Origin of the sequence: Brevibacillus halotolerans, from assembly GCF_026891775.1 — a bacterium.
GTDB lineage: Bacteria > Bacillota > Bacilli > Brevibacillales > Brevibacillaceae > Brevibacillus_B > Brevibacillus_B halotolerans.
The window spans coordinates 114466-139821 of sequence record NZ_JAPTNK010000012.1 but is presented as its reverse complement, the minus strand read 5'-3'; the positions used below and the strand labels follow the sequence as shown (position 1 = coordinate 139821).

The 25356-nt window shown below is 40.6% G+C and carries 25 protein-coding genes and 2 pseudogenes; 21 read left to right on the top strand and 6 right to left on the bottom strand.

The features are described 5' to 3' along the window. The first annotated feature begins 242 nt into the window (after window positions 1-242). Window positions 243-1061 (top strand): purine-nucleoside phosphorylase, encoded by an 819-nt coding sequence (locus tag O0550_RS15935; RefSeq protein WP_003345865.1) that lies wholly within the window; start codon window positions 243-245, stop codon window positions 1059-1061. Window positions 1062-1115: 54 nt separating this feature from the next. Continuing rightward, window positions 1116-2324 carry a NupC/NupG family nucleoside CNT transporter gene (locus O0550_RS15930; RefSeq protein WP_003336263.1) on the top strand — a complete coding sequence of 403 codons (1209 nt, stop codon included), beginning with the start codon at window positions 1116-1118 and terminating at the stop codon, window positions 2322-2324. 101 nt (window positions 2325-2425) lie between these two features. On the opposite strand, the gene O0550_RS15925 is transcribed toward O0550_RS15930, so the two are convergent. Then, the gene (locus O0550_RS15925; protein WP_258426804.1) at window positions 2426-3226 is read right to left on the bottom strand and encodes a DeoR/GlpR family DNA-binding transcription regulator; all 801 of its coding nucleotides are present in this window, start codon (window positions 3224-3226) and stop codon (window positions 2426-2428) included. A 364-nt stretch (window positions 3227-3590) separates the two neighbouring features. Between O0550_RS15925 and mtnA the strand changes: the two genes are divergently transcribed. The 3 genes from mtnA to O0550_RS15910 all read left to right on the top strand — a co-directional run bounded on the left by mtnA (window position 3591) and on the right by O0550_RS15910 (window position 6968). Further along, window positions 3591-4652, top strand: coding sequence for an S-methyl-5-thioribose-1-phosphate isomerase (mtnA, locus tag O0550_RS15920; protein WP_258426803.1), 1062 nt, complete (start codon window positions 3591-3593; stop codon window positions 4650-4652). Between the two features lie 36 nt (window positions 4653-4688). Continuing rightward, window positions 4689-5540, top strand: coding sequence for a class II aldolase/adducin family protein (locus O0550_RS15915; RefSeq protein ID WP_258426802.1), 852 nt, complete (start codon window positions 4689-4691; stop codon window positions 5538-5540). Window positions 5541-5705: 165 nt separating this feature from the next. Continuing rightward, window positions 5706-6968 carry an MFS transporter gene (locus O0550_RS15910; protein WP_003345875.1) on the top strand — a complete coding sequence of 421 codons (1263 nt, stop codon included), beginning with the start codon at window positions 5706-5708 and terminating at the stop codon, window positions 6966-6968. Between the two features lie 101 nt (window positions 6969-7069). Here the strand turns inward: O0550_RS15910 and O0550_RS15905 are convergent, their stop codons facing one another. Continuing rightward, the gene (locus O0550_RS15905) at window positions 7070-7408 is read right to left on the bottom strand and encodes a histidine triad nucleotide-binding protein (protein WP_003336269.1); all 339 of its coding nucleotides are present in this window, start codon (window positions 7406-7408) and stop codon (window positions 7070-7072) included. A 308-nt stretch (window positions 7409-7716) separates the two neighbouring features. On the opposite strand from O0550_RS15905, the gene O0550_RS15900 reads away from it, so the two are divergent. From O0550_RS15900 to O0550_RS15890, 3 genes are all read left to right on the top strand, one after another. After that, complete coding sequence (locus O0550_RS15900) at window positions 7717-8982, top strand: Glu/Leu/Phe/Val family dehydrogenase (RefSeq protein WP_003336270.1); 1266 nt, start codon at window positions 7717-7719, stop codon at window positions 8980-8982. A gap of 279 nt (window positions 8983-9261) precedes the next feature. Continuing rightward, window positions 9262-10125, top strand: a complete 864-nt coding sequence (locus O0550_RS15895) for a M15 family metallopeptidase (protein ID WP_258418687.1) — start codon at window positions 9262-9264, stop codon at window positions 10123-10125. Window positions 10126-10236: 111 nt separating this feature from the next. After that, complete coding sequence (locus O0550_RS15890) at window positions 10237-10470, top strand: hypothetical protein (protein ID WP_003336274.1); 234 nt, start codon at window positions 10237-10239, stop codon at window positions 10468-10470. A gap of 90 nt (window positions 10471-10560) precedes the next feature. Here O0550_RS15890 and O0550_RS15885 read toward each other — a convergent pair whose 3' ends face one another. Beyond that, window positions 10561-11442, bottom strand: coding sequence for a LysR family transcriptional regulator (locus O0550_RS15885; protein ID WP_101668363.1), 882 nt, complete (start codon window positions 11440-11442; stop codon window positions 10561-10563). Between the two features lie 106 nt (window positions 11443-11548). Here O0550_RS15885 and O0550_RS15880 point away from each other — a divergent pair, with 106 nt between their 5' ends. Continuing rightward, entirely contained in the window at window positions 11549-12820 is a 1272-nt protein-coding gene (locus O0550_RS15880) for an APC family permease (RefSeq protein ID WP_258426801.1), read from the top strand. A 112-nt stretch (window positions 12821-12932) separates the two neighbouring features. Here O0550_RS15880 and O0550_RS15875 read toward each other — a convergent pair whose 3' ends face one another. Then, window positions 12933-13814 (bottom strand): YitT family protein, encoded by an 882-nt coding sequence (locus O0550_RS15875; protein ID WP_003339588.1) that lies wholly within the window; start codon window positions 13812-13814, stop codon window positions 12933-12935. Between the two features lie 244 nt (window positions 13815-14058). Here O0550_RS15875 and O0550_RS15870 point away from each other — a divergent pair, with 244 nt between their 5' ends. The 5 genes from O0550_RS15870 to O0550_RS15850 all read left to right on the top strand — a co-directional run bounded on the left by O0550_RS15870 (window position 14059) and on the right by O0550_RS15850 (window position 19122). Beyond that, window positions 14059-14526 (top strand): MerR family transcriptional regulator, encoded by a 468-nt coding sequence (locus O0550_RS15870; RefSeq protein WP_003336278.1) that lies wholly within the window; start codon window positions 14059-14061, stop codon window positions 14524-14526. A 59-nt stretch (window positions 14527-14585) separates the two neighbouring features. Next, entirely contained in the window at window positions 14586-15914 is a 1329-nt protein-coding gene (locus O0550_RS15865) for a hemolysin family protein (protein WP_003336279.1), read from the top strand. A 381-nt stretch (window positions 15915-16295) separates the two neighbouring features. Next, window positions 16296-17678, top strand: a complete 1383-nt coding sequence (locus tag O0550_RS15860; protein WP_258426800.1) for a glycine--tRNA ligase — start codon at window positions 16296-16298, stop codon at window positions 17676-17678. 370 nt (window positions 17679-18048) lie between these two features. Continuing rightward, window positions 18049-18378 carry an antibiotic biosynthesis monooxygenase family protein gene (locus O0550_RS15855; protein ID WP_003339582.1) on the top strand — a complete coding sequence of 110 codons (330 nt, stop codon included), beginning with the start codon at window positions 18049-18051 and terminating at the stop codon, window positions 18376-18378. Window positions 18379-18879: 501 nt separating this feature from the next. Then, on the top strand, window positions 18880-19122 hold the full coding sequence (locus O0550_RS15850) for a hypothetical protein (RefSeq protein WP_003339580.1): 243 nt from the start codon (window positions 18880-18882) through the stop codon (window positions 19120-19122). Window positions 19123-19259: 137 nt separating this feature from the next. Here the strand turns inward: O0550_RS15850 and O0550_RS15845 are convergent, their stop codons facing one another. Beyond that, window positions 19260-19880: a pyridoxamine 5'-phosphate oxidase family protein gene (locus tag O0550_RS15845; protein ID WP_258426799.1), complete on the bottom strand. Its 621-nt coding sequence runs from the start codon at window positions 19878-19880 to the stop codon at window positions 19260-19262. Window positions 19881-20372: 492 nt separating this feature from the next. Here O0550_RS15845 and O0550_RS24870 point away from each other — a divergent pair. The 6 genes and pseudogenes from O0550_RS24870 (at window position 20373) to O0550_RS15815 (ending at window position 23342) form a co-directional block, all read left to right on the top strand. Further along, a pseudogene (locus tag O0550_RS24870) lies at window positions 20373-21385 on the top strand (winged helix-turn-helix domain-containing protein). Then, complete coding sequence (locus O0550_RS15835; RefSeq protein WP_258426797.1) at window positions 21376-21582, top strand: hypothetical protein; 207 nt, start codon at window positions 21376-21378, stop codon at window positions 21580-21582. The pseudogene O0550_RS24870 and the gene O0550_RS15835 overlap by 10 nt, the downstream one beginning before the upstream one ends. 38 nt (window positions 21583-21620) lie before the next feature. Next, entirely contained in the window at window positions 21621-21887 is a 267-nt protein-coding gene (locus O0550_RS15830) for a hypothetical protein (RefSeq protein WP_258426796.1), read from the top strand. Then, window positions 21878-22564, top strand: coding sequence for a helix-turn-helix transcriptional regulator (locus O0550_RS15825; RefSeq protein WP_258426795.1), 687 nt, complete (start codon window positions 21878-21880; stop codon window positions 22562-22564). Before O0550_RS15830 ends, O0550_RS15825 begins: the two co-directional genes overlap by 10 nt. 82 nt (window positions 22565-22646) lie before the next feature. Further along, the gene (locus O0550_RS15820; protein WP_258426794.1) at window positions 22647-22835 is read left to right on the top strand and encodes a hypothetical protein; all 189 of its coding nucleotides are present in this window, start codon (window positions 22647-22649) and stop codon (window positions 22833-22835) included. Then, on the top strand, window positions 22836-23342 hold the full coding sequence (locus O0550_RS15815; protein ID WP_276565028.1) for a YcaO-like family protein: 507 nt from the start codon (window positions 22836-22838) through the stop codon (window positions 23340-23342). A gap of 17 nt (window positions 23343-23359) precedes the next feature. On the opposite strand, the pseudogene O0550_RS15810 reads toward O0550_RS15815, so the two are convergent. Further along, a pseudogene (locus O0550_RS15810) lies at window positions 23360-23518 on the bottom strand (branched-chain amino acid transport system II carrier protein); the annotation flags it as partial. A gap of 359 nt (window positions 23519-23877) precedes the next feature. On the opposite strand from O0550_RS15810, the gene O0550_RS15805 reads away from it, so the two are divergent. Further along, complete coding sequence (locus O0550_RS15805) at window positions 23878-25323, top strand: alkaline phosphatase family protein (RefSeq protein WP_258426792.1); 1446 nt, start codon at window positions 23878-23880, stop codon at window positions 25321-25323. Window positions 25324-25356 lie beyond the last annotated feature (33 nt).

The following is a 25356-nucleotide window of genomic DNA, read 5'->3' as shown; positions in this document are numbered from 1 at the left end:
AGGATTATTTTTTCGGAATGTAAGTAAAATGCATTAAAAATTCTGTTTATTAATCAAAAAAAACAATTTAACTGGCTAAAATACGTACAATGTTTTGTTTTAGCTTGATTAAATTCGGATATTAAAATAAAATAAGATTGCACCGATCAATTGTTGATTTCTTTTTGGTAATGTTGTGTTTTGTGATATTCTGACAGACTACATATGAGTTAAGACAGAAAAAAACAACAGGGAGGTTTCTTATGCATAAGTGGGAAGCTATAGATGAAGCTAACAAATACATAAAGGAAAGAATAAATCAAACACCAACCATTGGATTGATTCTAGGATCGGGCTTAGGTGAATTAGCGGAAGAGTTAGCTGATGCCATTGTTATTCCCTATCAAGAAATTCCTCATTTTGTGATGTCGACAGTGGATTATCATGCAGGTAAACTTATTGTTGGCAAACTTGAAGGGAAGACGGTTGTTGCTATGCAAGGCCGCTTTCATTATTATGAGGGTCACAGTATCGAATCGGTAACATTTCCGATTCGAGTAATGAAAATGCTGGGGGTTGAGCAACTTATTTTAACTAACGCCAGTGGAGGCTTACATATCGACCAGCAGCCAGGGGATTTAATGTTAGTGACGGATCACATTAACTTAATGGGGATAAATCCGTTGATCGGGGCTAATGATGAAAGGCTGGGAGATCGCTTTCCTGATATGAGTGACACCTATTGTAAATCCTTAGCTCAGTTGGCAAGGCAGGTAGCGACACAGATAGGTGTACCTTTAAAAGAGGGTGTCTATGTGGCTTTTACAGGGCCTTCCTTTGAAACGCCAGCTGAAGTCAGAATGGCACGGACAATAGGTGGAGATGCAGTAGGTATGTCAACAGTACCAGAGGTGATTGTAGCCAAGCATGCTGGTCTTAAAGTGCTGACTATCTCATGCATTTGCAATTTAGCTGCTGGTATTCTGCCTCAACCTATTACGGCTGAAGAGGTTTATGAGGCAGCAGGACAAGCAAAAGAGAATTTTTCTAAGCTTCTACGAGGCATCGTGGAGAATATGTAAGTCACAAGGTTATAAGAGTAGGTATTAAATAAAAAACAGAGGTGTAAAGTCATCATGGATTTTCTTCGAGGCCTCCTTGGGGTAATTGCAGTTCTATTTATTGCATTCTTGTTTTGTAACAATAAGAAAGGAATTAGATGGCGTCCGATTGTTGGAGGATTAGCTATCCAGTTTCTGTTTGCATTCATTGTGTTAAAGTGGGAGGCAGGTCGAGCTGTACTAAGTAAGTTCACTGACGTAATGAACCATATTATTGGTTATGCGAATGAAGGAATCAAATTCCTTTTTGGCGGGCTGTACACTCCTGATTCTAAAATTACGTTTGTCGTAGCATTTAATGTTGTGCCAATGGTTATTTTTTTCGCAGCTCTGATTGCTGTTTTGTATTATGTAGGCGTTATGCAGCTATTTATCAAATACATTGGTGGCGGTATTTCTAAAATATTAGGTACGAGTAAGGCTGAGTCAATGTCAGCAGCGGCGAATATTTTTGTGGGTCAAACGGAAGCACCTTTAGTTATTCGTCCCTTTTTAAGCCAACTGACACGCTCAGAGCTGTTTGCTGTGCTAACAGGGGGACTTGCTTCTATAGCGGGAACAGTGCTTGCTTCCTACTCTTTACTAGGTATCCCGATGGAATATTTGCTTGCAGCGAGCTTTATGGCTGCTCCTGCTGGATTAGTTATAGCTAAGCTATTCTTCCCGGAGACGGAAAATATAAAAGACCGGGAAATAAAACTGGAAAAAAATGAATCAGCGAATATATTTGATGCAGCAGCACGCGGTGCAGGAGATGGCCTGTTTTTGGCGTTGAATGTAGGAGCCATGCTGTTGGCATTTGTAGCCTTGGTTGCTATGGTGAATGGCTTGCTTGGCTATATTGGAGGACTGTTTGGCCTGGAGATAACCTTGCAGGGGATTTTTGGTTATCTGTTCTCTCCTTTGGCTTTTGCAGTTGGAGTACCTTGGAGTGAGGCTGTTCAAGCAGGTTCTTATATTGGACAAAAAATCGTATTAAACGAATTTGTTGCTTATATTGATATGGCTAAGAACATGGCAAATTTGACACCGAAAACAGTAGCAATCCTGAGCTTTGCGCTTTGCGGATTTGCTAACTTTGGCTCTATGGCAATGCTGATTGGTGGGCTTGGTACACTTGTACCTGAGCGTCGAAGTGAAATAGCTCAGGTTGGCATGAAGGTTATCTTTGCCGGTACATTGGCTTCCTTGTTAAATGGTGCGATTGCTGGGATGTTCTTGTAAGGGGTAAAACCACAAAACGCAGTTCCTTACCTATGATGTAGGCAGGAGCTGCGTTTTTGTATGTAGTCACTTATTTCTACGTCTTCTCATGCTTGGAAGTTTTAGGAAGAGGAAGGAGCTTCCTCGAAAGCGGTATCAATATCCTTATCGTCAATTTCGATATTATATCTGCTTAAAAGCTGTCGCCATTCTACAGATAAGGGCTGGTCTGTGATCACTTTTGTAATGCCTTGAAAGTCAGTAATAAAAGTAAAGCCGGCTTTATCAATTTTAGTATGATCGAGCACTAGGATTTTTTGCTCTGAGTTTTTTAACATCAGTTTTCTAATTTCTGCTTCAAATTCGTTAGAATCTGTAGCGCCTCGTTGAAGATGAAGGCCGGTACAGGAAACGAAGGATGCATCGGCAAAATAATGAGAAAGGGCTCTAGTTGCTGAGTGGCTAACATACGAAAGGGAGCGGCGTTGTAGAGTGCCACCCGTGGAAATTAGCTTTACATGTTCAGCATCCGATAGCTCTAGCTCGACCTTAAATGAATTGGTGATAACCGTAAGATTCTGTTTATTTTTTATTTTTTTGGCAATATATAATGAAGTAGTGCTGGAATCAAGCATGATTGTATCGCCGCTTTTTATGAGCTGAGCGCATTTTTCTCCTAGTTTTTCCTTTACCTCGACATAATAGCTTTCACGTACCCAAAGTGGGAAATCAGAGCGTAGTCCATCTTCTAAAATAGCTCCTCCATATGTACGGACTAAAATGCCTTCCTTCTCTAATTTGTCTAAATCACGACGTATGGTCTCTTCAGAAACAGAGAATTGTTTACTAAGCTCTGTTACCATGACATTTCCTTGTTCAAATAGCATGCTCATGATTTTTTTGCGACGTTCGATTGCTAACATAATACCTCCCAAAACAATGATCTAATCCCAATCGACCTACAGGTATGTCTCTTGCCAAAAAGGATACCAAAAATAACGTTGTAAAAAAAGATAGAAAGAAAAGAAATTTGAATCATTATTTACAGAAATCCAGATGAAGTGTCGAAAAAGTTTTGACCAAAGAGCCGGAAGCAGTTGAAAATAAGTATACAGATTAGTAAAATCAAGGTATCAGTCAATAAAAATGTTAGATTATGTGGTTTTATGTGACTTTTGATTAGTAGCAGAAAATTTTTTGTTTTTTTGCTATAACAAAGATAAGACAAATCGTAATCTTACGTCATTCAAATTTGAATCGACTTATCAAATAGGGGGAGGCTCTCACATGGCGACGTTTATTCAATCGGTCCGTTTTGAAGACAATATTTTATTTATTTTAGATCAGACGAAACTTCCAACTTTGAAAGAATTTTTAGAAATAGACAACATAAAGGATGCCTGGGATGCCATTAAGGAGCTAAAGGTAAGAGGAGCTCCTGCGATTGGGATTGCTGCCGCTTATGGACTACTGTTGGGAATTCATGATGGACCTGAGGACTCCTTTGAAGCCTTCTACGATGCATTCACAAAGCATAAAGAGTACCTCGCGTCGTCACGACCTACAGCAGTTAACCTATTTTGGGCATTAAACCGTATGGAGCAACGAGCTTTGGCTGACCAGAACCTACCAGTGGCTGAAATTAAACAGCGTCTTGTTACAGAAGCGCATGCGATTCGTGATGAGGACGAAGAAACATGCCGGATGATTGGTGAACATGCATTGACGTTGTTTGAGGATGGCATGGGTGTGTTAACGCATTGTAATGCTGGTGGAATTGCTACGGCACGTTATGGCACAGCACTTGCACCTATTTATTTAGCAAAAGAAAAAGGCTGGGATATCAGGGTATTTGCCGATGAGACTCGTCCCTTGCTGCAAGGAGCTCGTCTGACAGCATGGGAATTACAGGAAGCGGGTATTGATGTTACGTTAATTACGGATAGCATGGCTGCAATGGTGATGTCTAAAGGCTGGGTACAGGCAGTTATCGTAGGATGCGATCGGGTTGCGGCTAATGGTGATGTAGCGAACAAAATTGGAACGTATGGTGTAGCACTACTGGCAAAGGCTCATGGCATTCCATTTTATGTAGCAGCCCCAATGTCTACAATTGACCTGAATACCGCTACAGGTGAACAGATTCCGATTGAGGAGCGAGAAGCTGGTGAAATTATTGAAGGATTTGGCAAGCAAACAGCACCCAATGATGTCAAAGTCTTTAATCCTGCCTTTGATGTAACTCCACACGATTTAATAACAGCAATCATTACGGAGAAGGGTATTTTACGAGCTCCTTACGACAATGCATTGACAGAGCTGTTCCAGGTCACTGCAAAAAGCAACTAGATGGACCTACAGGAAACAAGGAGGACAAAACTAATCATGACCGAACCAGCGTACAAACAGATGAAAGATGAAGCTAAAATCAAACAGGATATCTGTGAGATTGGGCGTAAAGTATATGCAAAAGGCTTTGGTGCGGCTAACGATGGAAATATTTCGGTTCGTCTTTCTGCCAACGAGATCTGGATCACGCCAACCGGCGTAAGTAAAGGAGCTTTGCAGCCAGATATGCTGGTCAAAGTAAACCTCCAAGGGGAAGTATTAGAAGGAGAGCTTCAACCAACCTCTGAGATGAAAATGCACTTGAAAGTATACGAAATGCGTCCAGACATTGGCGGGATCGTTCATGTTCACCCTCCGTATGCTACAGCTTTTGCGATAGCAGGCATTCCTTTAGATTTTGCAACCCTGCCAGAATCGGTAGTGCTGCTTGGAACCATACCTTTAGCGAGATATGCGACTCCATCCACCCATGCTCTTCCGGAGTCCATTGCGCCTCATATCATGAACCATCAGGGGGTTTTGCTAGAAAACCACGGGGCACTTACCTGGGGAAAAGACCTGCAAACAGCCTACTATTTGATGGAATCGCTCGAATTTACTGCAAAAATTAATTGGATTGCAAAACAAATGAACGGAGCACGGGAGTTGTCAGTAGAACGGGTACAAGAGCTGGTAGCGTTACGAGAGAAAATGGGCTTAATGGGGGAGACACCAATAGGAGTCATTTGTCCACCAGGAGTCGATGTATGCTCTGTAAATAAACAAGCTATCTCTATGAAGGAACCACAACCACTGACAGTCAAATTAGATGAACAACAAATGGAGGAGCTTGTTAGCAGGGTAACCAAGGCGGTTATTTCCCAGCTACAGCATTCAAAACTGGAATAGGAAATGGTAGTGATAGAAAAAATGCGAAGCCTGTTTTCAAGGTTTTCGCATTTTTCCTTTTGGTTAAAAGTTATGTAAAAAAAAGAATGTATACTATAAAACAGATGTGATAGGATATAGGAATGCTTCTACTAGTAAGTATGTATTTATAGGAGGGGGAATCAGGTGGAAACCGTAAAAAAAACGCATATTTTATCAAATCCATTTATACGCGTTATTCTATTGTCAGGTGTATTTTTACAGCTAGGTACCTGGGTGCGAAATTTTGCTATCCTTTTGTATGTTATGGAAGTTACCAATAATGATCCTTATGCGGTCTCCATGATTTCTGTAGCCGAATTTGCTCCTATCTTTATTTTCTCATTTATAGGCGGGACGTTTGCTGATCGTTGGAGACCAAAAAGAACAATGGTGTGGTGTGATATTTTAAGTGCCGCGTCTGTTTTTGGTGTTCTATTGACTCTTATGTTTGGGTCTTGGAAAGCAATATTCTTTGTTACGCTGTTTTCTGCTATCCTGTCTCAATTTTCGCAACCATCGGCAATGAAGCTATTTAAACAGCATGTTCCAGCAGAACAATTGCAAGCGGGAATGGCGATGTTTCAAACGCTGATGGCAATCTTTATGATTGTTGGACCAGCTATTGGTACCATGGTATTTCAGAGCTTCGGTATCGACGTTTCGATCGCCCTGACTGGACTTGCCTTTTTACTCTCAGCAGCGGTGCTTTATAGATTACCAGCTGATCTGAAGCCGAAGAAGATTGATGCTACCACTGGTATTTTAAAAGAGATGACTGACGGATTCCGTTACGTTTGGTCAAAAAATGTATTACGGACGCTCAGCTTATGCTTTATGATGGCAGGTTTAGCAGTGGGGCTATTACAGCCTTTGGGTGTATTTATTGTAGTGGAGCAGCTAGGATTGCCTAAAGAGAACCTCCAGTGGTTTTTGATGACCAATGGTGCGGCTATGCTGGTAGGTGGGGGATTAGTTATGGCGATCTCTAAAAAAATCTCTGCTCAAAAGCTATTAGCTATCGGGATGATTAGCAGTGCAATTTCGGTAATTGGCATTAGTTTTTCACAAAATTTTATGCTGGCCCTTGCTTTTCAATTTATTAATGGATTGTTTTTCCCCTGTATTCACATTGGGGTCAATACGTTGATCCTAATGTCTGCGGAAGAAGAATTTGTTGGTCGGGTCAATGGCGTGCTTAGCCCTTTATTTTCCGGAATGATGGTCGTAATGATGAGCGTATCTGGTGTTGTAAAAGAAACCTTTACGTTACAGGGAAGCTACCAGCTAGCAGGATTATTTTTTATCATCGGGGTCTGTGCGGTGATTCCGCTGTTTAAACTTCAGCTACAAAAGCTGGAGCATACAGAGAATACGTCTCAGCCAGCCTCTGAACCACAGCCGGAATAGTAGGATATGCATCGTTTTTTAGAGAGGTGAATAAAGAAAACACACAAGTCAGCTTGATTTACTGGTTTGTGTGTTTTTTTATTTATATGCAAAGGATTAGCTTACATATTCCATTCTAATTGTCTGCCGCCGATAATGTGGTAATGCAAGTGGAAGACCGTTTGTTGTCCATGCTTTCCGATATTTGTTACCACACGGAATCCGTTTTCTTCCAAACCGGCTTCTTTTGCTACTTTTTGAATTGCCAAATGGAGACTACCAATTCGTTCTTTATCTGATTCATCCACGCCCATAACAGAGGAAATATGTTTTTTAGGGATGACTAAGATATGTACAGGTGCGATCGGATTAATATCGTGAAACGCGTAGACATCATCATCCTCGTATACTTTTTTGGAAGGGATTTCACCTTGAATAATTTTACAAAATAAGCAATCCATCTAAAATTCTCCTCTCAAAGTTTAATATTCTTCCTCTTATTGTAGTAAAATTCCAGTGAATTTACTAGTTTCCTTCCTAATTCAGTGCTTTATTTTCTGGGAAACCGCAAAAAGAGGCAAAAATCTAACTTATTATGAATACAAATAGCAAAATCATACATACTAAATAGAGAGGGAATTTGTTACAAGAGTGCGAAAATTCTCAGTAAAATCAAAAACATAGGGCATTTTATATTTCATTTTTTGTAATATTCCTTTACAATGTTAGAAATCCTTTATCCTAGTAGAGAAAGAGAGTGGGGGAAACCATGGCACAACAGGCGACAAAAATGACGGAAAACTTAAATCCGTACGAAATTGTTCAAAAGCAAATTGAGAATGCTGCAAAATTGCTTGATCTTCCTCGGGCAGCGGTAGAGATTTTGAAAAAGCCCAAACGTGTTGTCAGTGTATCTTTTCCAGTGAAGATGGATGATGGAACTGTTCGTGTATTTGATGGGTATCGTTCGCAACATAATGATGCCATTGGTCCGACTAAGGGAGGAATTCGTTTCCATCCACAAGTAACTCTTGATGAAGTTAAGGCTCTGTCTATGTGGATGTCTTTTAAATGCGGTGTTGTGCATTTGCCGTATGGTGGTGGTAAAGGCGGAGTCATCTGTGACCCGCGTACGATGAGTCAGGGAGAATTAGAGCGTGTCAGCAGAGGATTTATGGAGGCTATTCACGATATAGTTGGACCTGAAAAGGATATTCCTGCCCCTGATGTTTATACGAATGCGCAGGTAATGGGCTGGATGATGGATACTTATAGCCGTCTAAAAGGAGCTGTTTCGCCGGGGGTTATTACCGGGAAGCCTCTTATTCTCGGCGGGTCAAAGGGTAGAAATGAGGCAACAGCGCGTGGCTGTGTGTATACGATCCTAGAAGCTTTACATGAAAAGGGCATGTCCCCTAAGGATGCCACAGTAGCAATTCAAGGCTTTGGGAATGCTGGACAAATCGCTGCTAGGCTTTTGCATGAAATCGGGGCGAAGGTAGTGGCAGTGAGTGATTCAAAAACGGCTATTTATGCAAAAGCAGGATTGCATATACCTGATGTTATTACAGCCAAGGAAGCAGGTTCCCTAGGAAGTGTAGCCGGAGCTAGTCTCATTGCCCATGATGAACTGTTAGAAGTAGAAGTGGATATTTTAATTCCTGCTGCATTGGAAAATGTGATTACAACAGCTAATGTAGATCAGATAAAGGCTAAAATTATTGCAGAAGCCGCTAATGGCCCAACAACACCAGCAGCAGATGAGGTCTTGCAGCAAAAAGGGATTCTGGTCATTCCAGATATTTTAGCAAACGCAGGCGGAGTGACGGTTTCTTACTTTGAATGGGTGCAAAACCTCATGAATTTTTACTGGTCTGAAACAGAAGTAAATGACAAGTTAAAAGATGTAATGGTGCGTTCTTATCAGGAAGTAGGTCAGATTGCTAAACAATATCAAACAGACAGAAGAACTGCCGCTTTTATGATCTCTTTACTTCGCATCACAGAAGGAATGAAAGCGAGAGGCTGGATATAATTCCTTGCTAACTCAAGCGATTTTTCTTATGATATCTGTATGATATATTGTTCCCCGCCGGAAACTATACCCGGCGGGTTTTGCTGTTCCCCCACGTTCCTGTAGGTGCTTCTATAGTATGTTGATCAGGTTGGTCAGCGTGTTTTATTTAGTCGCCTTTTTTATGCAAAAAGGAAACCCTTTCCTTATCAGGATCGTCACTAACGTTGTACAAAATTTTTTCCTCATGAAGCAGTTGGAAAAGCCTTGTGATTGGAAAGAGGAGGATAAAAGGAATTTATGAAAAGTGTACGTACTATTTCAGCTACAGCAATGCTCGTTGCACTATCTGCTTCTTTGGTTGCTGGGTGTCAGGGAACACCGAATAAAACACCATCTACAGGCTCAGAAAATGCACAAACGGCTGAGACTAAGGGAACGCAGCCAAGTCAGCCAACTGAGCCATTGACAGATCAGAAGGAAAGTACCGGAAATGAGACTGAAGGGGCATCCTCAGGAAATACTTCAGCACCGGCTACCTCATCGGAAGGGACAACAGTAAAGTCAGGAAACAAAGCACAAGCAGTGTCTCCAGAGAGTATACAGGTACTAGTTAATAAACAGTATAAGCTACCAGACAGCTATAAACCTCAAGATCTTGTCTATCCAGACGTTCCTTTTTTGTTTCAAGAAAAAATTGAAAAGCGTATGATGCGTCAAGAAGCAGCAGATGCGCTTCAGCAATTGTTTGCTGGTGCGAAGCAGGAAGGCATCATGCTGGCGGGCGTATCCGCATATCGTTCGCATACAACTCAAACAAACCTATTTAATCGTTATGTGAAAAAGGATGGGGAAGAAGCGGCCAAGAAGTACAGCGCAGAGCCAGGCCACAGCGAACATGAAACTGGACTTGCCATTGATGTTTCCGGAAGCACAGGAAAATGTGCGGCAGAGGACTGTTTTGAGGGTACTCCTGAGGCCGTCTGGTTAGCTGATCATGCGCACGAATATGGATTTATTATTCGCTATCCAAAAGGCAAAGAAGCCATCACGGGCTATCAATATGAGCCATGGCATCTGCGTTATGTTGGGAAAGAAGCAGCAGGTGAGATTCACGATAAAGGTATAACACTTGAAGAATATTCAAATACTCCAACAGCATAAACTCATCAATGAAATATTTTTTTACGTTTTGTTGGGTAAAAATGTGACCCTTTTGGATTGTTACTCGTCTTATTAGATAGGGGAGTGCCCCCTATGTAAGGAGTGAGTTACATGAATATGAAGTTACAATCGATCACGGCTAGCTTTTTAACAGCGAGCATGCTGTCCATAAGTCCGGTTTGGGCAGAAGAAATGACTAGCAGCATGCAAACCAAAAGCAAAGAAGTTGTGACCATACAAACACCTGAGAAAACACAATCAAACATACAAAAAAAGATAAGAAAACCAAAAAATGCTTCCATGAAAAAGTCTACTCGTGGAAACATTCAATCCGATAAAAGGTGATTTGTATTCTAAGTCAAAAAAGGCGAGTGTGCACAAAAGAAGGCACACTCGCCTTTTTTATCGAAAGCCTGAAAGATGTACTCAAAAGGATTATTGGTTGCCCTCCAATAAATCTAAAAAACATTGGAAGGCTTTAGAAATACGTTTTTTACGATGATATACAATTTGACGAAATACTCGGATATCTGGATGGGTAAAGGGAAGGATGCTGAGCTTTCCTTGCTTTACTTCCTCAATCACTGCAAGCTTTGGCAATATCGAGACCCCTAAACCATACGAAACACATTGCTTGATAGCTTCTAAGCTGCCAAATTCGTAGGATAGCTCCGTTTTGACTCCGTTCTGTTGAATTACTCTTTCTAACATATCTCGGTAGCTACAGCCCTCTTCGGTCACTATCATGGTTTCCCCTTCAAGATCATGAACGCTGATTTGTTCTAGGGAGGCTAAGGGATGATGGGGATTGCCGATTAGGACAAGCTGTTCTTCTGTTAAGACATGACAGATCAAATCGGGATCATTATGCTGTCTGTCCATGATGATTGCAATATCATAAGTGCCATTTTTGATACCCTGAACCAGATCACGGCAAATTCCTGGCTGTAGAAACAGCTTTAGACGTGGATGCATCCGACGAAGGGCTTGTAGATGAGGAGGCAAATAAAATGCCGCTAATGACTCGACTGTACCAATCGTTAGCAAGCCAGTTAACTGGGTTTGCTCGGATAAATTTTCTTTTACCTCATCTAAGAGAGCTAAAATCTGTGAAGAATAATGTAGGAGCTCTTCACCGCTGTCTGTTAATTTAATTTTTCGACCATAGCGTTCAAATAAACTGGTTTGAAACTCTTCTTCCAGCCGTTGGATTTGAGTTGTGACGCTTGATTGGGCGTAGCCTAGTATCTCTGCGGCTCGTGTAAAGCTTTGCTGTCTGGCCACCTCGCGAAAGGTTCGAAGATAATAGATGTCCATATTTTCCCTTCCCATCAAAATTATCGATTGAATTTATCAAATATTATAGATAACACCGATAGAAAAGTATATGGTAAAGTGAGGTCAACTACTTTCAGGGGGACTCATGATGACAACGCAAAGTCTAACAGCTCAAACCTTACAGAAGACGTTGACCTTACCTCAAATTGTGGCTTTATACATTGGAGCAGTGCTTGGTTCAGGAATCCTGCTAATTCCTGGAATAGCTGCTGAAATGGCTGGGCCCGCGTCTTTACTATCTTGGATAACGATGTCATTGGTCATGATACCAATGGCGATTACAATGGGACTCTTATCAGCCATATATCCTAGCGCCGGGGGCGTTTCTCATTTTGTCAGACTCGTTTATGGTCATCGCTTTGGCAATTTAGTTGGTTGGTTCTTCTTATTGTCAGTTCCCATTGGCGCACCAATTTTGGCAGTAACCGGTGCTACCTATGTAACCACATTACTAGGCTGGGAGCATAGCCGTGTATATCTAATGGCAGGCCTAATAATCGCTGTTGTTGTAGGCATGAGCTTTTTGGGGATGCAGGTGACAGGACGTTTACAGACGATTGTGGTTTCCTTTATTCTGGCCATGTTAGTAGTAGCCATTGCTTCTGCTGTACCACACGCTAAGATTGAGGCCTTCACACCATTTGTTCCTCATGGCTGGCTTTCTATTTTTCAATCGGCTAGCTTATTGTTCTGGTGTTTTATTGGGTGGGAAGCAGTAACTCACCTATCAGAAGAGTTTATTGATCCAAAGAAAAATGCCATGAAGGGGGTCATGATTAGCTCCGCTCTAATAGCTCTGCTGTATGTAGGTGTAGCCATCATGACGATCGCCACCTCTAGCTATGGTACAGGTATCAAAGCTTCACTCAGCACGATGGTTCAGTTAACGTTTGGTCAAGTGGGGGGCTGGGTCGTTGCGATTACCGCTCTGTTTATTTGTCTAGCTACTGCCAATGCTTATGTAAATGCAGCCGCCCGAATAGCTTTTACGTTAGCTAAGGAAAAAAGTGCTCCTGCCTGGATGGGTACCTTGCATTCACGCACACAAGCTCCATTAGGGGGACTGCTTTTTCTTAGTGGTGGATTTGTACTAACGCTACTGTTACTCGCAAGTGGAGCGATCTCACTAGAGAAGCTAATTCAGATACCGAATGCTACCTTTATGGCTACATATCTAGGCGGGTGTCTTGCTGGGATCAAGCTTTTGCGCGGCAACAAAATGGGACATGTCTCTGCATGGATTTCTCTAGTGGTCACCCTGTGCTTATATCCTTTTCTGGGGTGGGGTGGCTTGTACCCTATATGTATTTTTCTATTAGTGCTTATCTTTGATAAAAAGCAGGGTAAATCTGCATAAAACATCGTCAGATGCCTAAGGATTCTTTCTCTCAGCAAAAAGACCCACGAATGCCAGTGCTTCGTGGGTCTTACTATAGTATGTACCTATAGATCTAATGAAGGAAGAAAGGTTACCAAGTCTCTTTAAAGTTACCTACAATACGTTTAATTGGTGCCACTGTGATAAAAGCTTCTGGATCAGTAGTAAGCACTATCTTTTTGGTTTCCGACCATTGGTGTTTTACAATAACGCACATTAGTACCTGTTTGTCCTGATGAGTATAGGCACCGCTCGCATTCCAAATCGTCACACCGCGTCGGACAACTGATTTTGTGATCGCTTCAGCTACTTCGTCTCCTTTTTTGGAAATAATAGTAACTGTGATCCGATCGATATGATTGAGAACCAAATCAACTGTACGAGATCCAATGTACATAGAAATGATGGTGTACATCCCTAACTCCGGATTACCAAAATAGGAGGAAGCTATCACGATTAGTGCATTTATACACAGTCCAAAAACGCCCATCGGGATTTGAAAATACTTCACAGCGATTCTGCCTAAAATGTCCGTTCCGCCAGTTGAGCCACCTACGCGAAGGATAAAACCTGTTCCCATACTTGCAATTAGCCCACCAAAAACGGCACCCAGTAAAATATTGTGGGTCCATAATTGCTTTTGTGGAATCACATTGAGAAAGATTGAGATACAAATAACTGCGTAAATGGTATAGCAAATAAATTTCTTGCCGATTTTAAGATAACCGAGAATCAATAAGGGAATGTTTAGTACAAAATATAAAGTACCAACACTCATCCCTGTCAGTCGAAATAGAAGCGTACAGATTCCGGTTAAACCACCAGGTAAAAGCTGATGGGCGGCAATTAGCGTATTGGCTCCAAAGGCAAATACTGCACAACCGATTAAAATGCCTAGTAGATCACGACAAACACACCAAACAGGATGATAAAAAAAGCGTTTTGTTTTCTCAGGAATGTCAGCAGTACTCATGTCGTTTCGTCTCGTTCTCCATTATTTTTTCTAGTTTGTAATACTCGTATGATTTTACCTAAAGCTATGCCAAGATTCAATAACGATTGAGAGTTTTAACAAGGCAATGATATGAATTTTTTGTGAGAGCTTGCGTGACAGAGAGCAACAATGTCTGTCAGGCTGGTAACATGCGCATATAGGCTAAAAATGCTCCTTTTTCTCCAAATTCGACAACCATCACGTTTGACTGTACGCTTTTGATATGACATCATTAGTAGCAGAAAGGAGGGAAAGTGATGGGACAGTGTATCGGATAGGAGAATTGGCTGTTTTGGCAAACATTTCAAAACGGACTGTGGATTACTACACGAACTTGGGGCTTTTGCAACCGAAGCGGTCTTCTTCCAATTATCGTTATTATGATGAGTGTGATTTGGAAATTTTGCAGATGATTGAACAATGCAAGTCATTACACATGCCGCTCTGTGAAATAAAGGAATTGGTAAGGAATAAACGGGAGGCTCCCAATGCCGAACAACTGTTGGCATTGACTAAGGATGTTAATCAACGTATGCAACAGCTCGAGCAGGAGATGAGTTTGCTGATAAGCCAGATTAATTCTCTGTCGGAAGAGGAGCAACATGAAGTTCGACAAAAACTGTCGGTACAAGGAACCACGCTTTTACACTCTTTATTGCTACTTTTGCCTTACAAGCAGGAAAAAAATTAGAGAGAGAACGACTCGATGGAGGTGAACACCTTAATTCAGCGATGGATTAAGGTAACTGGTTGGAGATATTTAATTTAGTCATGGTGTTTATTTTAATTGCCTTTACTGGATTTTTCGTGGCGGTAGAATTCGCGATAGTCAAGATTCGTACCAGTCGCATTGATCAATTAGTCGCGGAAAAGAAACCAGGTGCATTAGCCGCAAAGAAAGTAATTACCAACTTGGATGAGTATTTGTCAGCATGTCAGTTGGGAATAACGATTACAGCGATGGGTTTGGGATGGCTAGGCGAACCTACTGTACATCATATGCTACAGCCACTTTTTGAAAGCATGAATATTTCAGGTGGAGTGGCCAATACCCTTTCTTTTATTATTGCATTTGGAACCATGACATATTTGCATGTGGTAGTAGGAGAATTGGCTCCTAAAACCTTTGCTATTCAAAAGGCAGAGCGAGTGACTCTGTTATTTTCAAAACCATTAATTTATTTTTATAAAGTGATGTATCCGTTTATCTGGGCTTTGAACGGTTCCGCACGCTTTCTTACTGGGGTGTTCGGGTTAAAACCAGCCTCCGAGCACGAAATGGCTCACACAGAAGAAGAGCTGCGACTGATCTTATCAGAAAGCTACCATAGCGGTGAAATCAATCAAACTGAATTTAAATATGTGAACAATATTTTTGAATTCGATAACCGGATTGCTAAAGAAATCATGGTACCGCGCACCGAAATGGTTGGTCTCTATCTAGATGACCCGATAAAAGAGCACATCAAAACCTTAAAATCGGAACAATATACACGTTACCCGGTTTTTGGCGAGGATAAGGATGATGTAGTCGGGATTGTAAACGTTAAAGATTTCTTCATTCATAGCTTGGGTGAGAGCGAGCTACAGATCACCAGCTTGAAAGAGTTTACTCGTCCTGTCTTAAAAGTAATTGAGACGATTGCAATCCATGACCTCTTAGTTCAAATGCAAAAGAAACGCATTCAAATGGCTATTTTGTATGACGAATATGGCGGCACTGCTGGGTTGGTCACGTTGGAGGATATCATTGAAGAAATAATCGGTGAAGTCCGTGATGAATATGATGAGGATGAACGCCCACGCATTCAAGAGGTGGGATTAAACCATAAAATTATTGATGGAAAAGTGCTGATCAGTGAAGTAAATGAGATGTTTGATCTGTACATGGATGATGAAGATGTAGATACGATCGCGGGCTGGATGCTTATGCAAAATCCCGATCTACGTAAAAACGACCCAATTGTATACGAGGGCTACGAGTTCCGTATATTGGAAAAGGATGTTAATCACATTAAACGTGTGGAGATTAAGCCTGCTGCTCAGCCAGAAAAAGAAGATTCCGTTGAGAAGGAATAATCTACTTGTAAATTAGCCAAAAAAGTATAAGATGCAAAGAAGGCATTTCTGGATTCGTTTATTCCGGAAATGCCTTCTAATCGTTATTCTAAAAAGCATTGCAAAGATTATCTGGGATTTATATGAACTCTCAATTGAATTTTGGACGTAAACCATGTAACATGTAATACATGGTTTACAATACCTAAGAGTTTATGTAGGCTAAACTTCTGGTGCCTTATCTTACAGGGTAAGCGCAAACCGAGCAGGTCATACATACACATTGGTCAAGAGCATCGTTTTGCTGTTGACTGTTAAGTGAAGCATAGGCTCTCATCCCGTATTTTTTAAAAGGGGCGAGAGCTTTTCAATACTTATTTGGATAAAAAGGAGTTTTAGAGAATGAGTGTAACCATGGACAAAATCGTCGCTCTTGCTAAACACAGAGGATTTGTATTTCCAGGATCTGAAATTTATGGAGGTCTTGCGAATACGTGGGATTACGGTCCGCTTGGTATCGAGTTAAAGAACAACATTAAAAAGGCTTGGTGGAAAAAATTCATTCAAGAATCTCCGTACAATGTTGGTATTGACGCGGCGATCTTGATGAATCCAAAAACATGGGTTGCATCTGGTCACGTGGGCAATTTCAACGACCCAATGATCGATTGTAAAAAATGTAAGGCACGCCATCGAGCGGATAAACTGATTGAAGATAAACTTGCAGAAAAAAACATCGAGCTAGTTGTTGATGGTCTTCCTTTTGAAAAAATGCAAGAGCTTATCTCAGAACATAGCATTACTTGCCCGGATTGCGGCAGCCAAGACTTCACGGATATTCGTCAGTTCAACCTGATGTTTAAAACATTCCAGGGTGTGACAGAATCTAGTACGAATGAAATCTTCCTGCGTCCCGAAACTGCACAAGGTATCTTCGTAAACTTTAAAAATGTCCAACGTACGATGCGTAAGAAGATGCCATTTGGGATTGGACAGATCGGTAAAAGCTTCCGTAATGAAATTACACCAGGTAACTTTACCTTCCGTACACGTGAATTTGAACAAATGGAGCTTGAATTCTTCTGCAAACCTGGCGAGGATATGAAATGGTTCGAGTTTTGGCGTAACTACTGCTTCCAATGGTTGTTGTCGTTAGGAATAACAGAAGAGAATGTTCGTCTTCGCGATCACAATGAGGAAGAATTATCCCATTACAGTAAAGGCACTAGCGATATTGAATATAAATTCCCGTTTGGCTGGGGAGAGCTTTGGGGTATTGCGAACCGTACAGATTTCGATTTGAAGCAGCATATGGAGCATTCTGGGGAAGATTTCTCATATCTTGATCCTGAAACAAATGAACGCTTTGTACCGTATTGCATTGAGCCATCTCTTGGTGCAGATCGTGTAACGCTATCATTCTTGATCGATGCGTTTGAGGAGCAGGAACTTGAAGGTGGGGATAGCCGTACCGTTTTACGTTTCCACCCAGCGTTAGCACCGTATAAAGCAGCTATTTTCCCATTGTCCAAAAAATTGTCTGAACCAGCTATGAAAGTGTTTGCAGACTTGTCCAAGGATTTTGTGGTAGATTATGATGAGTCAGGTTCTATTGGTAAACGTTATCGCCGTCATGACGAGATTGGAACACCACTTTGCATTACGTATGACTTCGAGTCCGAGCAGGATGGCATGGTAACGGTACGTGATCGTGATACAATGGAACAAACACGTGTAGCGATTGCAGATTTGAAAGCCTTCATTGAAGCTAAAATTTCTTTTTAAGCTTGTACAATTGTAGCATCATATGATAAATGGCCTGTAAGAGATTGAGTTCTATTCAAAAAACATTTCTTTCATCAAACCTTTTACTGCTACAAAAAGCCGTTCTCACTACAGTGTGGAGAGAACGGCTTTTTCGTGCAGAGCTTACACGATAGCAGGTTAACAAGATACACTCGGAGATTGTTTGCTTTTTTACGTCCTGCCTATATTTGTTCGATAATAATCTAAAACCTAATATGCCTGTTTTACAATTTACAGGATTCAACAATTGACTATGATAATCTTTATCAACTAAAATGAAGAGAGAATGAGTCTGAATATAGTATAGAAATAACTGCTATTACGATACATAATAGGGGAGTGTTATTTTATGTTTATCGAAACAAAAACGATTATTGTAAAAGAGGGTACTTCAGATTTAGTCGTGAAGCATTTTACTGGGGAAGGCGAAATCGAAAAGATTGAGGGTTTTATCGATTTAAGCGTGCTAGTAAAACGAACTCGTAAGGGCCATGATGAGGAAGTTATCGTGTTAATTCGCTGGGAATCAGAAGAGGCTTGGAAAAGATGGGAAACCAGTGAAGCTCATCTGGAAGGACATCGCCAAAGCCGTGGGAAACCAAAACCAGATCATATCGTAAGTTCATCCCATGGTGTATATGACGTAAAGTCTAGTAAATCTGCCATCGTACAATCATAATTAGGATGTGTTGAAAAGAGGCGCTCATATAGCGTCTTTTTTCATGTTCTTTAACTTGTGATTCTGCTTAAATATACTATTTAAGGTAATTTTTAGAAAAAATTAAGTGAGTCTTAAGGTATATAGCTATAAACTTTTAGTTAGATATGCTACTATATTAGTAAATAAAAGGATTAATTACCTGTTATTAACAAAGAAGATGAAACGGAAAAAAGATCGCATCGTATGCAAAATATCAGAGTAAACCGAGCAAAAGGTCAAATTGATTTTAGGCTAATAGGGTAGTTCGTCATTGAAAAGCAGAATCTAGCGAAGCAATCAGCTTTTTTCAGGTATAAGAAATAGCTACTTGCTACGTATACGAAAGAGATTTTTTGTGCGGTAGAATATAATAAAATTGTGATGATTTTTCTATTAGTTTTCCATATTATTTCTTTATTTTTCTAGTAGAATAAAAAACAGCGAGGGAGAGATCACAAAACCAAGGAAGGAGCGAAGAGCATGTCTTATGAAATTTCATATTTTACTGGACCTGTTTTATTATCGATGGCTATGATCGGCTTCTGGTTCTCTACGGTTTTGGTACGCAAAGATCTTCGCACACAAACCGTTGAGGCAAGTATTCAGGACGTAAGTGAACATCATAAACTATTGAAAAAAATGGATGATGCCACCTATAAAGATGTAAAGCAAAAATTGAAAATGAAATCGAAGAAAAACAAGAGCAACAATAGTGGAACATAGGAGTATCTTACATGCATGTGAATTGGACAATCTAATGCAGAAAAGTGAATAAGTGAGCTCCCAAAGGCTGTCGGATACATTCCGGCAGCCTTATTACGTTGGAAAAGGGTTATGAAACCAGCTCTTTTCACGAGGGTTTAATATAAGCGTTTGGTGTAGCTATCATGTAATAAGTCAGCTACATCTTCTGGGGAAAATTTTGCATGCTCGGCCAACATGACCGCTGGTTTGGGGAGGTTTTCCTTAGGTAGCCAGCTAGTTGGTTGCCAGAGGCCAGAACGTTTAAAAGCTTTAGCACAATGAACAAAGCATTCCATTACCTCTACCGCAATTCCCAATTGAGGTACTCGTTTTTGCACTTGCAATGGTTCGAGAAGCTCCTGATCTGCAATGATCTGGGCTTTTCCGTTAATACGTAATGTTTCTTCAAGTCCTGGAATGACAAAAAGCAAGCCTACGTATGGATTAGATAAAATATTTCGCAGTGAATCTACTCGACGATTGCCAGGGCGCTCCGGTATGAGAAGATGGTGGTTATCTAGTACATGCACAAAGCCAGGATGGTCTCCACGTGGAGATGCGTCACAAAGCCCCTCTTTATTGCTTGTAGATAAAACGAGAAAAGGTGCTTTCGCTAAGAAGGAACGGCAATGCGCATCTATGAACGGAATAACCTTGTTTTTGGCTAGAGGACTTGGTGTACCAATCATTGTAAGCAGTTCTTCTTCAGATCCGATAGTATGTTGAAAGGATTTCATTTAATCAGACACCTCTTTTGAAAATAGTTGCAAATTATTATTATAATGTTCGCTAAATTTTATAAGCAGTATCAATCATATCATATTTTAAATATTTTGGCGTGGTTGGCGTAAAAGAACAAGTGGATTGGAATGGCAGAGCCTCGTTGAAATTATTGAAGCGGTTTTAGGATTAGACAACGACCACAGGTGCGTCCGCATCGTTCATTTTGGAGGAAGAGATTGGACCAAGCATTATCGCTCCCAATCACACTAATTGTCGCACCAGCATGCTATGGAAAAACGACGTCAGTAGGTTTGTGGATTAAAGAAAATCTAAAGTGTGTAGGATGGCTTTCGTTAGATACGCAAGACAATGAATATATTCGTTTTTGGAGCCATCTGATCGCGTCATTGGAAGTAGTGATTCCAGGTGTAACTGAGAAATGTTCTCACATTTTAGATAAAGGATATCAAGATTCGTTTTCACTAATCAAAACTTTAATTGAGCACATGCAGCTCGTAAAAAAGACAGTGGTATTTGTTCTTGATGACCTCCATTTGATTTATCGAAATGATATTTTGGAGTCCCTTACATGGCTGATAGAATATCTCCCTCACCATGTCCACGTACTCATCACAGCTAGAACCGAGCCTTCGCTACCAATCGTGAAATGGCGGGCAAGAGGTCATATTTTACAGCTAGGCGTACATGATTTGCAATTTAAAAAAGAAGAAACTAGGGTGTTTTTTCATGAATGTGCGAATCTTCACTTAACGGATCAGGAAATAAAGATTCTTGTAAGTAAAACAGAAGGCTGGATTGGGGGAATGAATCTCATAGCTCTCTCAATGACAGAGAAAATCGATTTTTCAAAAAGGATACATCAAGTTAATGGCTTACATCGAGACATTTCTGACTTCCTATTTAAAGAAGTGTTTCAACTTTTACCCGATGAATTGCAATTGTTTTTATTGCAAATATCTTTATTGAAAAATATGAACAGTAGCCTCTGTGATACGATAACGGGACGTTCAGACAGCAAAGCATTCTGGAAAAGCTAGAGAAAATGAACCTCTTTATTACTCCGCTTGATGACAATCGTTCCTGGTATAGATTCCACATGTTATTCTCTGAATTTTTGAGAAATCATTTCGCGTATAAGTATCCAGAAAAGGCCTCTGAAGCAGCAGAACATTTTCTCGATGCGTCCCGGCTTATCGAGGAATTGATGCCTTTATTGTATCAAGGCCGATATCACTTACTGGCCGGATGGATTAAGGAATTGCCAGAAAAGTATCTACTAGATAGGTCGAGTCTACATCTCATCAGCACGTCTCTTATCATAGAACAGGAAGGCGTACAGAAAGCAGATAAGTATTTGGAGAATGTCTCCAAGCACTATCAAACAATAAAGAGTACACTTTCAAGAGAAAATATAAACGAGTACGAATTTCAACTATTAGGATGCAGAGGATTAGTTTCACTGTTCAAGGGGGAGAGGCAGACAAATTTTTGCAATTAGTAGAAGAGAAGATAGAGCGTTTTGATCAACGTGCTTTTGAGTTTTTAGGTATATTATACGATGATCGAGAGATAAAGGTGACGGCTAGTCCAAATGATTCACTAAAAGAAGTAATGGATTTTATATCTCGGTTCATTGAAATTGAAGAGAGATCAGCGTATTGCAAAGGAGACTCCACATCTAGGGACTTTGTATAAATATTGGGCGGATATGAAGTATAAGTGCAATGAACTAGATGAAAGCCCAAGTATACGTAAATAAAGGGTATGAATATGCGAATCGTTTCCATATGTTAAAACTCTTCATCTATTCTTCTCTCATACAAGTGAAGATACATCTGGCAGAAGGACGCTGTGAAGCAGCATTCGATATCCTACAGGAATCCATAGAAAAGGCAGCGATTGACCATCCGAATGTGATTAGAAAGGTGTACAGCCAAATGGCGATGATTTGGTTAGAAAACAGGAAGATGCAAGGAAAGCGAATAAGTATATGCAACTAGTACAGATAAGGGTTGACGACGATATACATCCACAACTTGTCATGGAATACCTTGGATTGCTCAAATGTTTCCTAGCGAAAGGAAAAACAACACAGGCGTTACGCTTGCTTAGAAAGGTACTAATGATTGTGAGTGAGCTACGGCAAACGCAAAGAATGACCGTCACGCTTACACATGCTAGGGTAATGTTCCAAATCGGTAAAATGAAAAAGGCCTTTCATTTGTTGGAAGATGTGCTTGTTGAGGTAGAAAAAGAGGGATGTATTCGAATGATTTTGGATGAAGGTAAGCCTATATTACAATTATTGCAACGTTACGTAACGATGAGAAAAAAATCTCTCAGTAGCTCAAATGCCCCCCTATCCCTTACCTACCTGGAGACATTATTACAACAGTTTAAAGAGACAATCCCCCTTAACGAGAAGGAGAACATACTTACCAAGCAAGAAACGGCTATTCTACGTATTTTGAGCACAGGTCTTACCAATGTAGAAATAGCCAAGGAGTTGTGCATTTCAAAAGAAACGGTTAAAACTCATATAAATAACATTTTTAGAAAGCTAGATGTATCTAATAGGGTACAAGCAGCGTCAGTTGTGAAAGAACAGGGTTTTTTTAGATTGAATGCAAAAATTACCATTTTTCCACCCCGCTTTCCCCCATATGGGGGAAGATAGGTTTTTTTTTATTCGGTAGAATACGGACATAAGAAAGAGAGAAGCACAACACACGTCATAGTTTCGAAAAAGAGGTGAAACCATGCAAAAAACGAGTCATCCATTAGAAAAATTAGTTCAGCCTATGGTGGGATTGATTAGTCGGGTTGATCGTCTTCCTATATCCCCTGGAGAACCAGAGTTTCCCATTCATTTATCTTCATTAGGTGACATTTCCCATTCCCTTACTCAGATAAAACTCGCAACGCAAGGAAGGTCCATTAGCGGGTGAATGGACGGAGCGGGTGGTTCTACAGACGTGGCCGAAAGCCGTATTCGTTCGATGGCAGAAGGATTAGAACGTTATTCCAGTTGTACATATGATGAAAGACAGTTCATTTGGGCAACTGCGGATGAGCTAGGCGATGATGCCTTGGATCTGCGAAAAGTGCCTGTGTGCTCGGATGCAGAGCTTCGTCATCCAAAATGTGGAGTCATAAATCCTGTGACGGATGCTCCAATTCGATGGGTGAAAGGAATCTCTTTACTGGATCAAAGAGAGGTATGGGTTCCTGCCATTATGACATACCTTCACCTTTCTGCAGAAAGCATGGGAGAGAGGTTCTGGCTACCGATTTCTACAGGGTGTGCTACCCATGAATCTATCGAGGAAGCCTTAATCAGTGCCATTTGTGAAGTGATAGAACGAGACGCTATTTCACTGACTTGGCTCCAACAGCTCTCTTTGCCACACATTGAATTTGATGAGATGGAACTTGGAAGCAAAACTATGCCGTAACCCATGTGGAGTTAATCCAGGGTTGTAAAGTATTGACTGCATGAACTAATAAGTCCAACCGATGTAGTTAAGCATGCTAAAGAAAATACAAGACCTAGTAATATTCCGCCAGGTTTACCAAATAAAGCACCACATTTGGTAACGTGGAGACGGGTAGTTTCGTTTTTTAGAGTCATTTTTAAGAGGTTTCTGTCATATCATGCAACTTAACAATACAATTTTCGGCACTTTCTAAATGCGTATCGTTTTGAGGAACATTTGCATGACTTTCTATATCTCCTTATATTGGCTCCAAATCCCGACTTTGTAGAGATTATTTTAAGTGCTACTGCTATTCGTATGAGCTTTTTTACAGGAACAAGCTACTAGATTTCTACGTGTCTGTTTTTCGATAAATGATTTTATAACATATCAAGGAACAATTAGGTTGTTTAGGCTGTATGGTATTAAGCTGGACCGCAAAAAGGGAATGTTTTTCCTAATAAGGAGGAATGGTGACTTTATTGCCATTCTTTTAAATTCGGGAGGATAAAAAATGTTGGGTAAAATTGATCATATTGTGGTACTGATGTTGGAAAATCGTTCTTTTGATTCCATGGCTGGAAGACTATATGATCCTCAAAATCCAGCTCCCTTTGATAAAGTACCTCGAAATCAACCCTTTGAAGGACTGGCTGGGAAAAATTTATCTAATCCGATTTCAGTTGGAGAAACAGGGGCAGATCACAAAAAGGTACCGGTGGGAAAAGCCGGCTCATTTATTACCCCTGAGATAGATCCAGGGGAAAGTTTTGAACATGTTTTCTTCCAGCTTTATGGCAAACCATTATCTTCTAAGACTGCATCTTTACCACAAGCAGCGACAATGGACGGTTTTGTTACGGACTATATTCATGTACTACGAGAAAAAAACAAGCCAGTAGATGAAAGACTATATCGTCAGGTGATGGCGGGATACACTCCTACGATGTTACCCGTGTTAAGCAGACTTGCTAACGAATTTGCGATTTGTGACCAATGGTTTTGTTCTGTTCCTAGCCAAACGTGGACGAATCGCTCTTTTCTACATGCTGCTTCCTCTAGTGGTTGGGTAAATAATACTCCTTATGAAAAATGGCTCTTGGGAAATCATGCTGAGACCATTTTTGATCGTATACTTGCACAGAATAGGAAAGATCTCACATGGAGAGTGTATTACGATAAGCTTGATATGGTGTCCTTAACGTTGTTAATTCATTTTCCAAGGCTTTCACGTTATCGGAAAAGTCATTTTTCGTACATGAAGCAGTTTAAAAAAGATGCGAAAGAAGGGAAGCTTCCATCGTATTCTTTTATAGAACCTAGGTTTTTACTAGATGCGAATGATCAGCATCCTCCTCATAACGTCTTACTTGGGGAAAATCTTATATCGGAAGTTTATCAGGCAGTAAGAGAAGGTAAGAGGTGGGATCGAACACTCTTGATTGTTACGTATGACGAACATGGAGGGTGTTATGATCATGTGGCTCCTCCAAAAGCTGTTCCTCCCACGATCAACCAAAAGCCAGGAGAAAAAGGATTTACCTTTGACCGCTTGGGAGTACGAGTTTGTACATTACTTATTTCTCCCTATATTGAAAAGGGAACTGTTTTTCGAGCGAAGAGAATACTAGGCGGTGTGGAACATGATGTACCACTTGACCATACCTCTATTATTAAGACGATTACAAACCGTTGGGGGTTAGGAAACTTAACAGAGAGAGATAGAGCTGCTGTTGATATTAGCCAAGTATTAACCAGAAAAGAGCCAAGAAAGGATTGTCCTATGCTGGGGCCAATTTATGCCATTGAGACCTTTACTTCTGAGCTTCCTTTAAATGATTTACAATATGGGATGATCAAAGGCCTTTCTTCGTATTATAACGTGCCTATGCCTAAATTGAATAAGGTGTCAGAAGCGCTGCCTTTCCTAGAGAAACTTGTCAGACATATGGATTTATAGAAAATACAGGTTCATAAATGGTTCTCCTTTTGA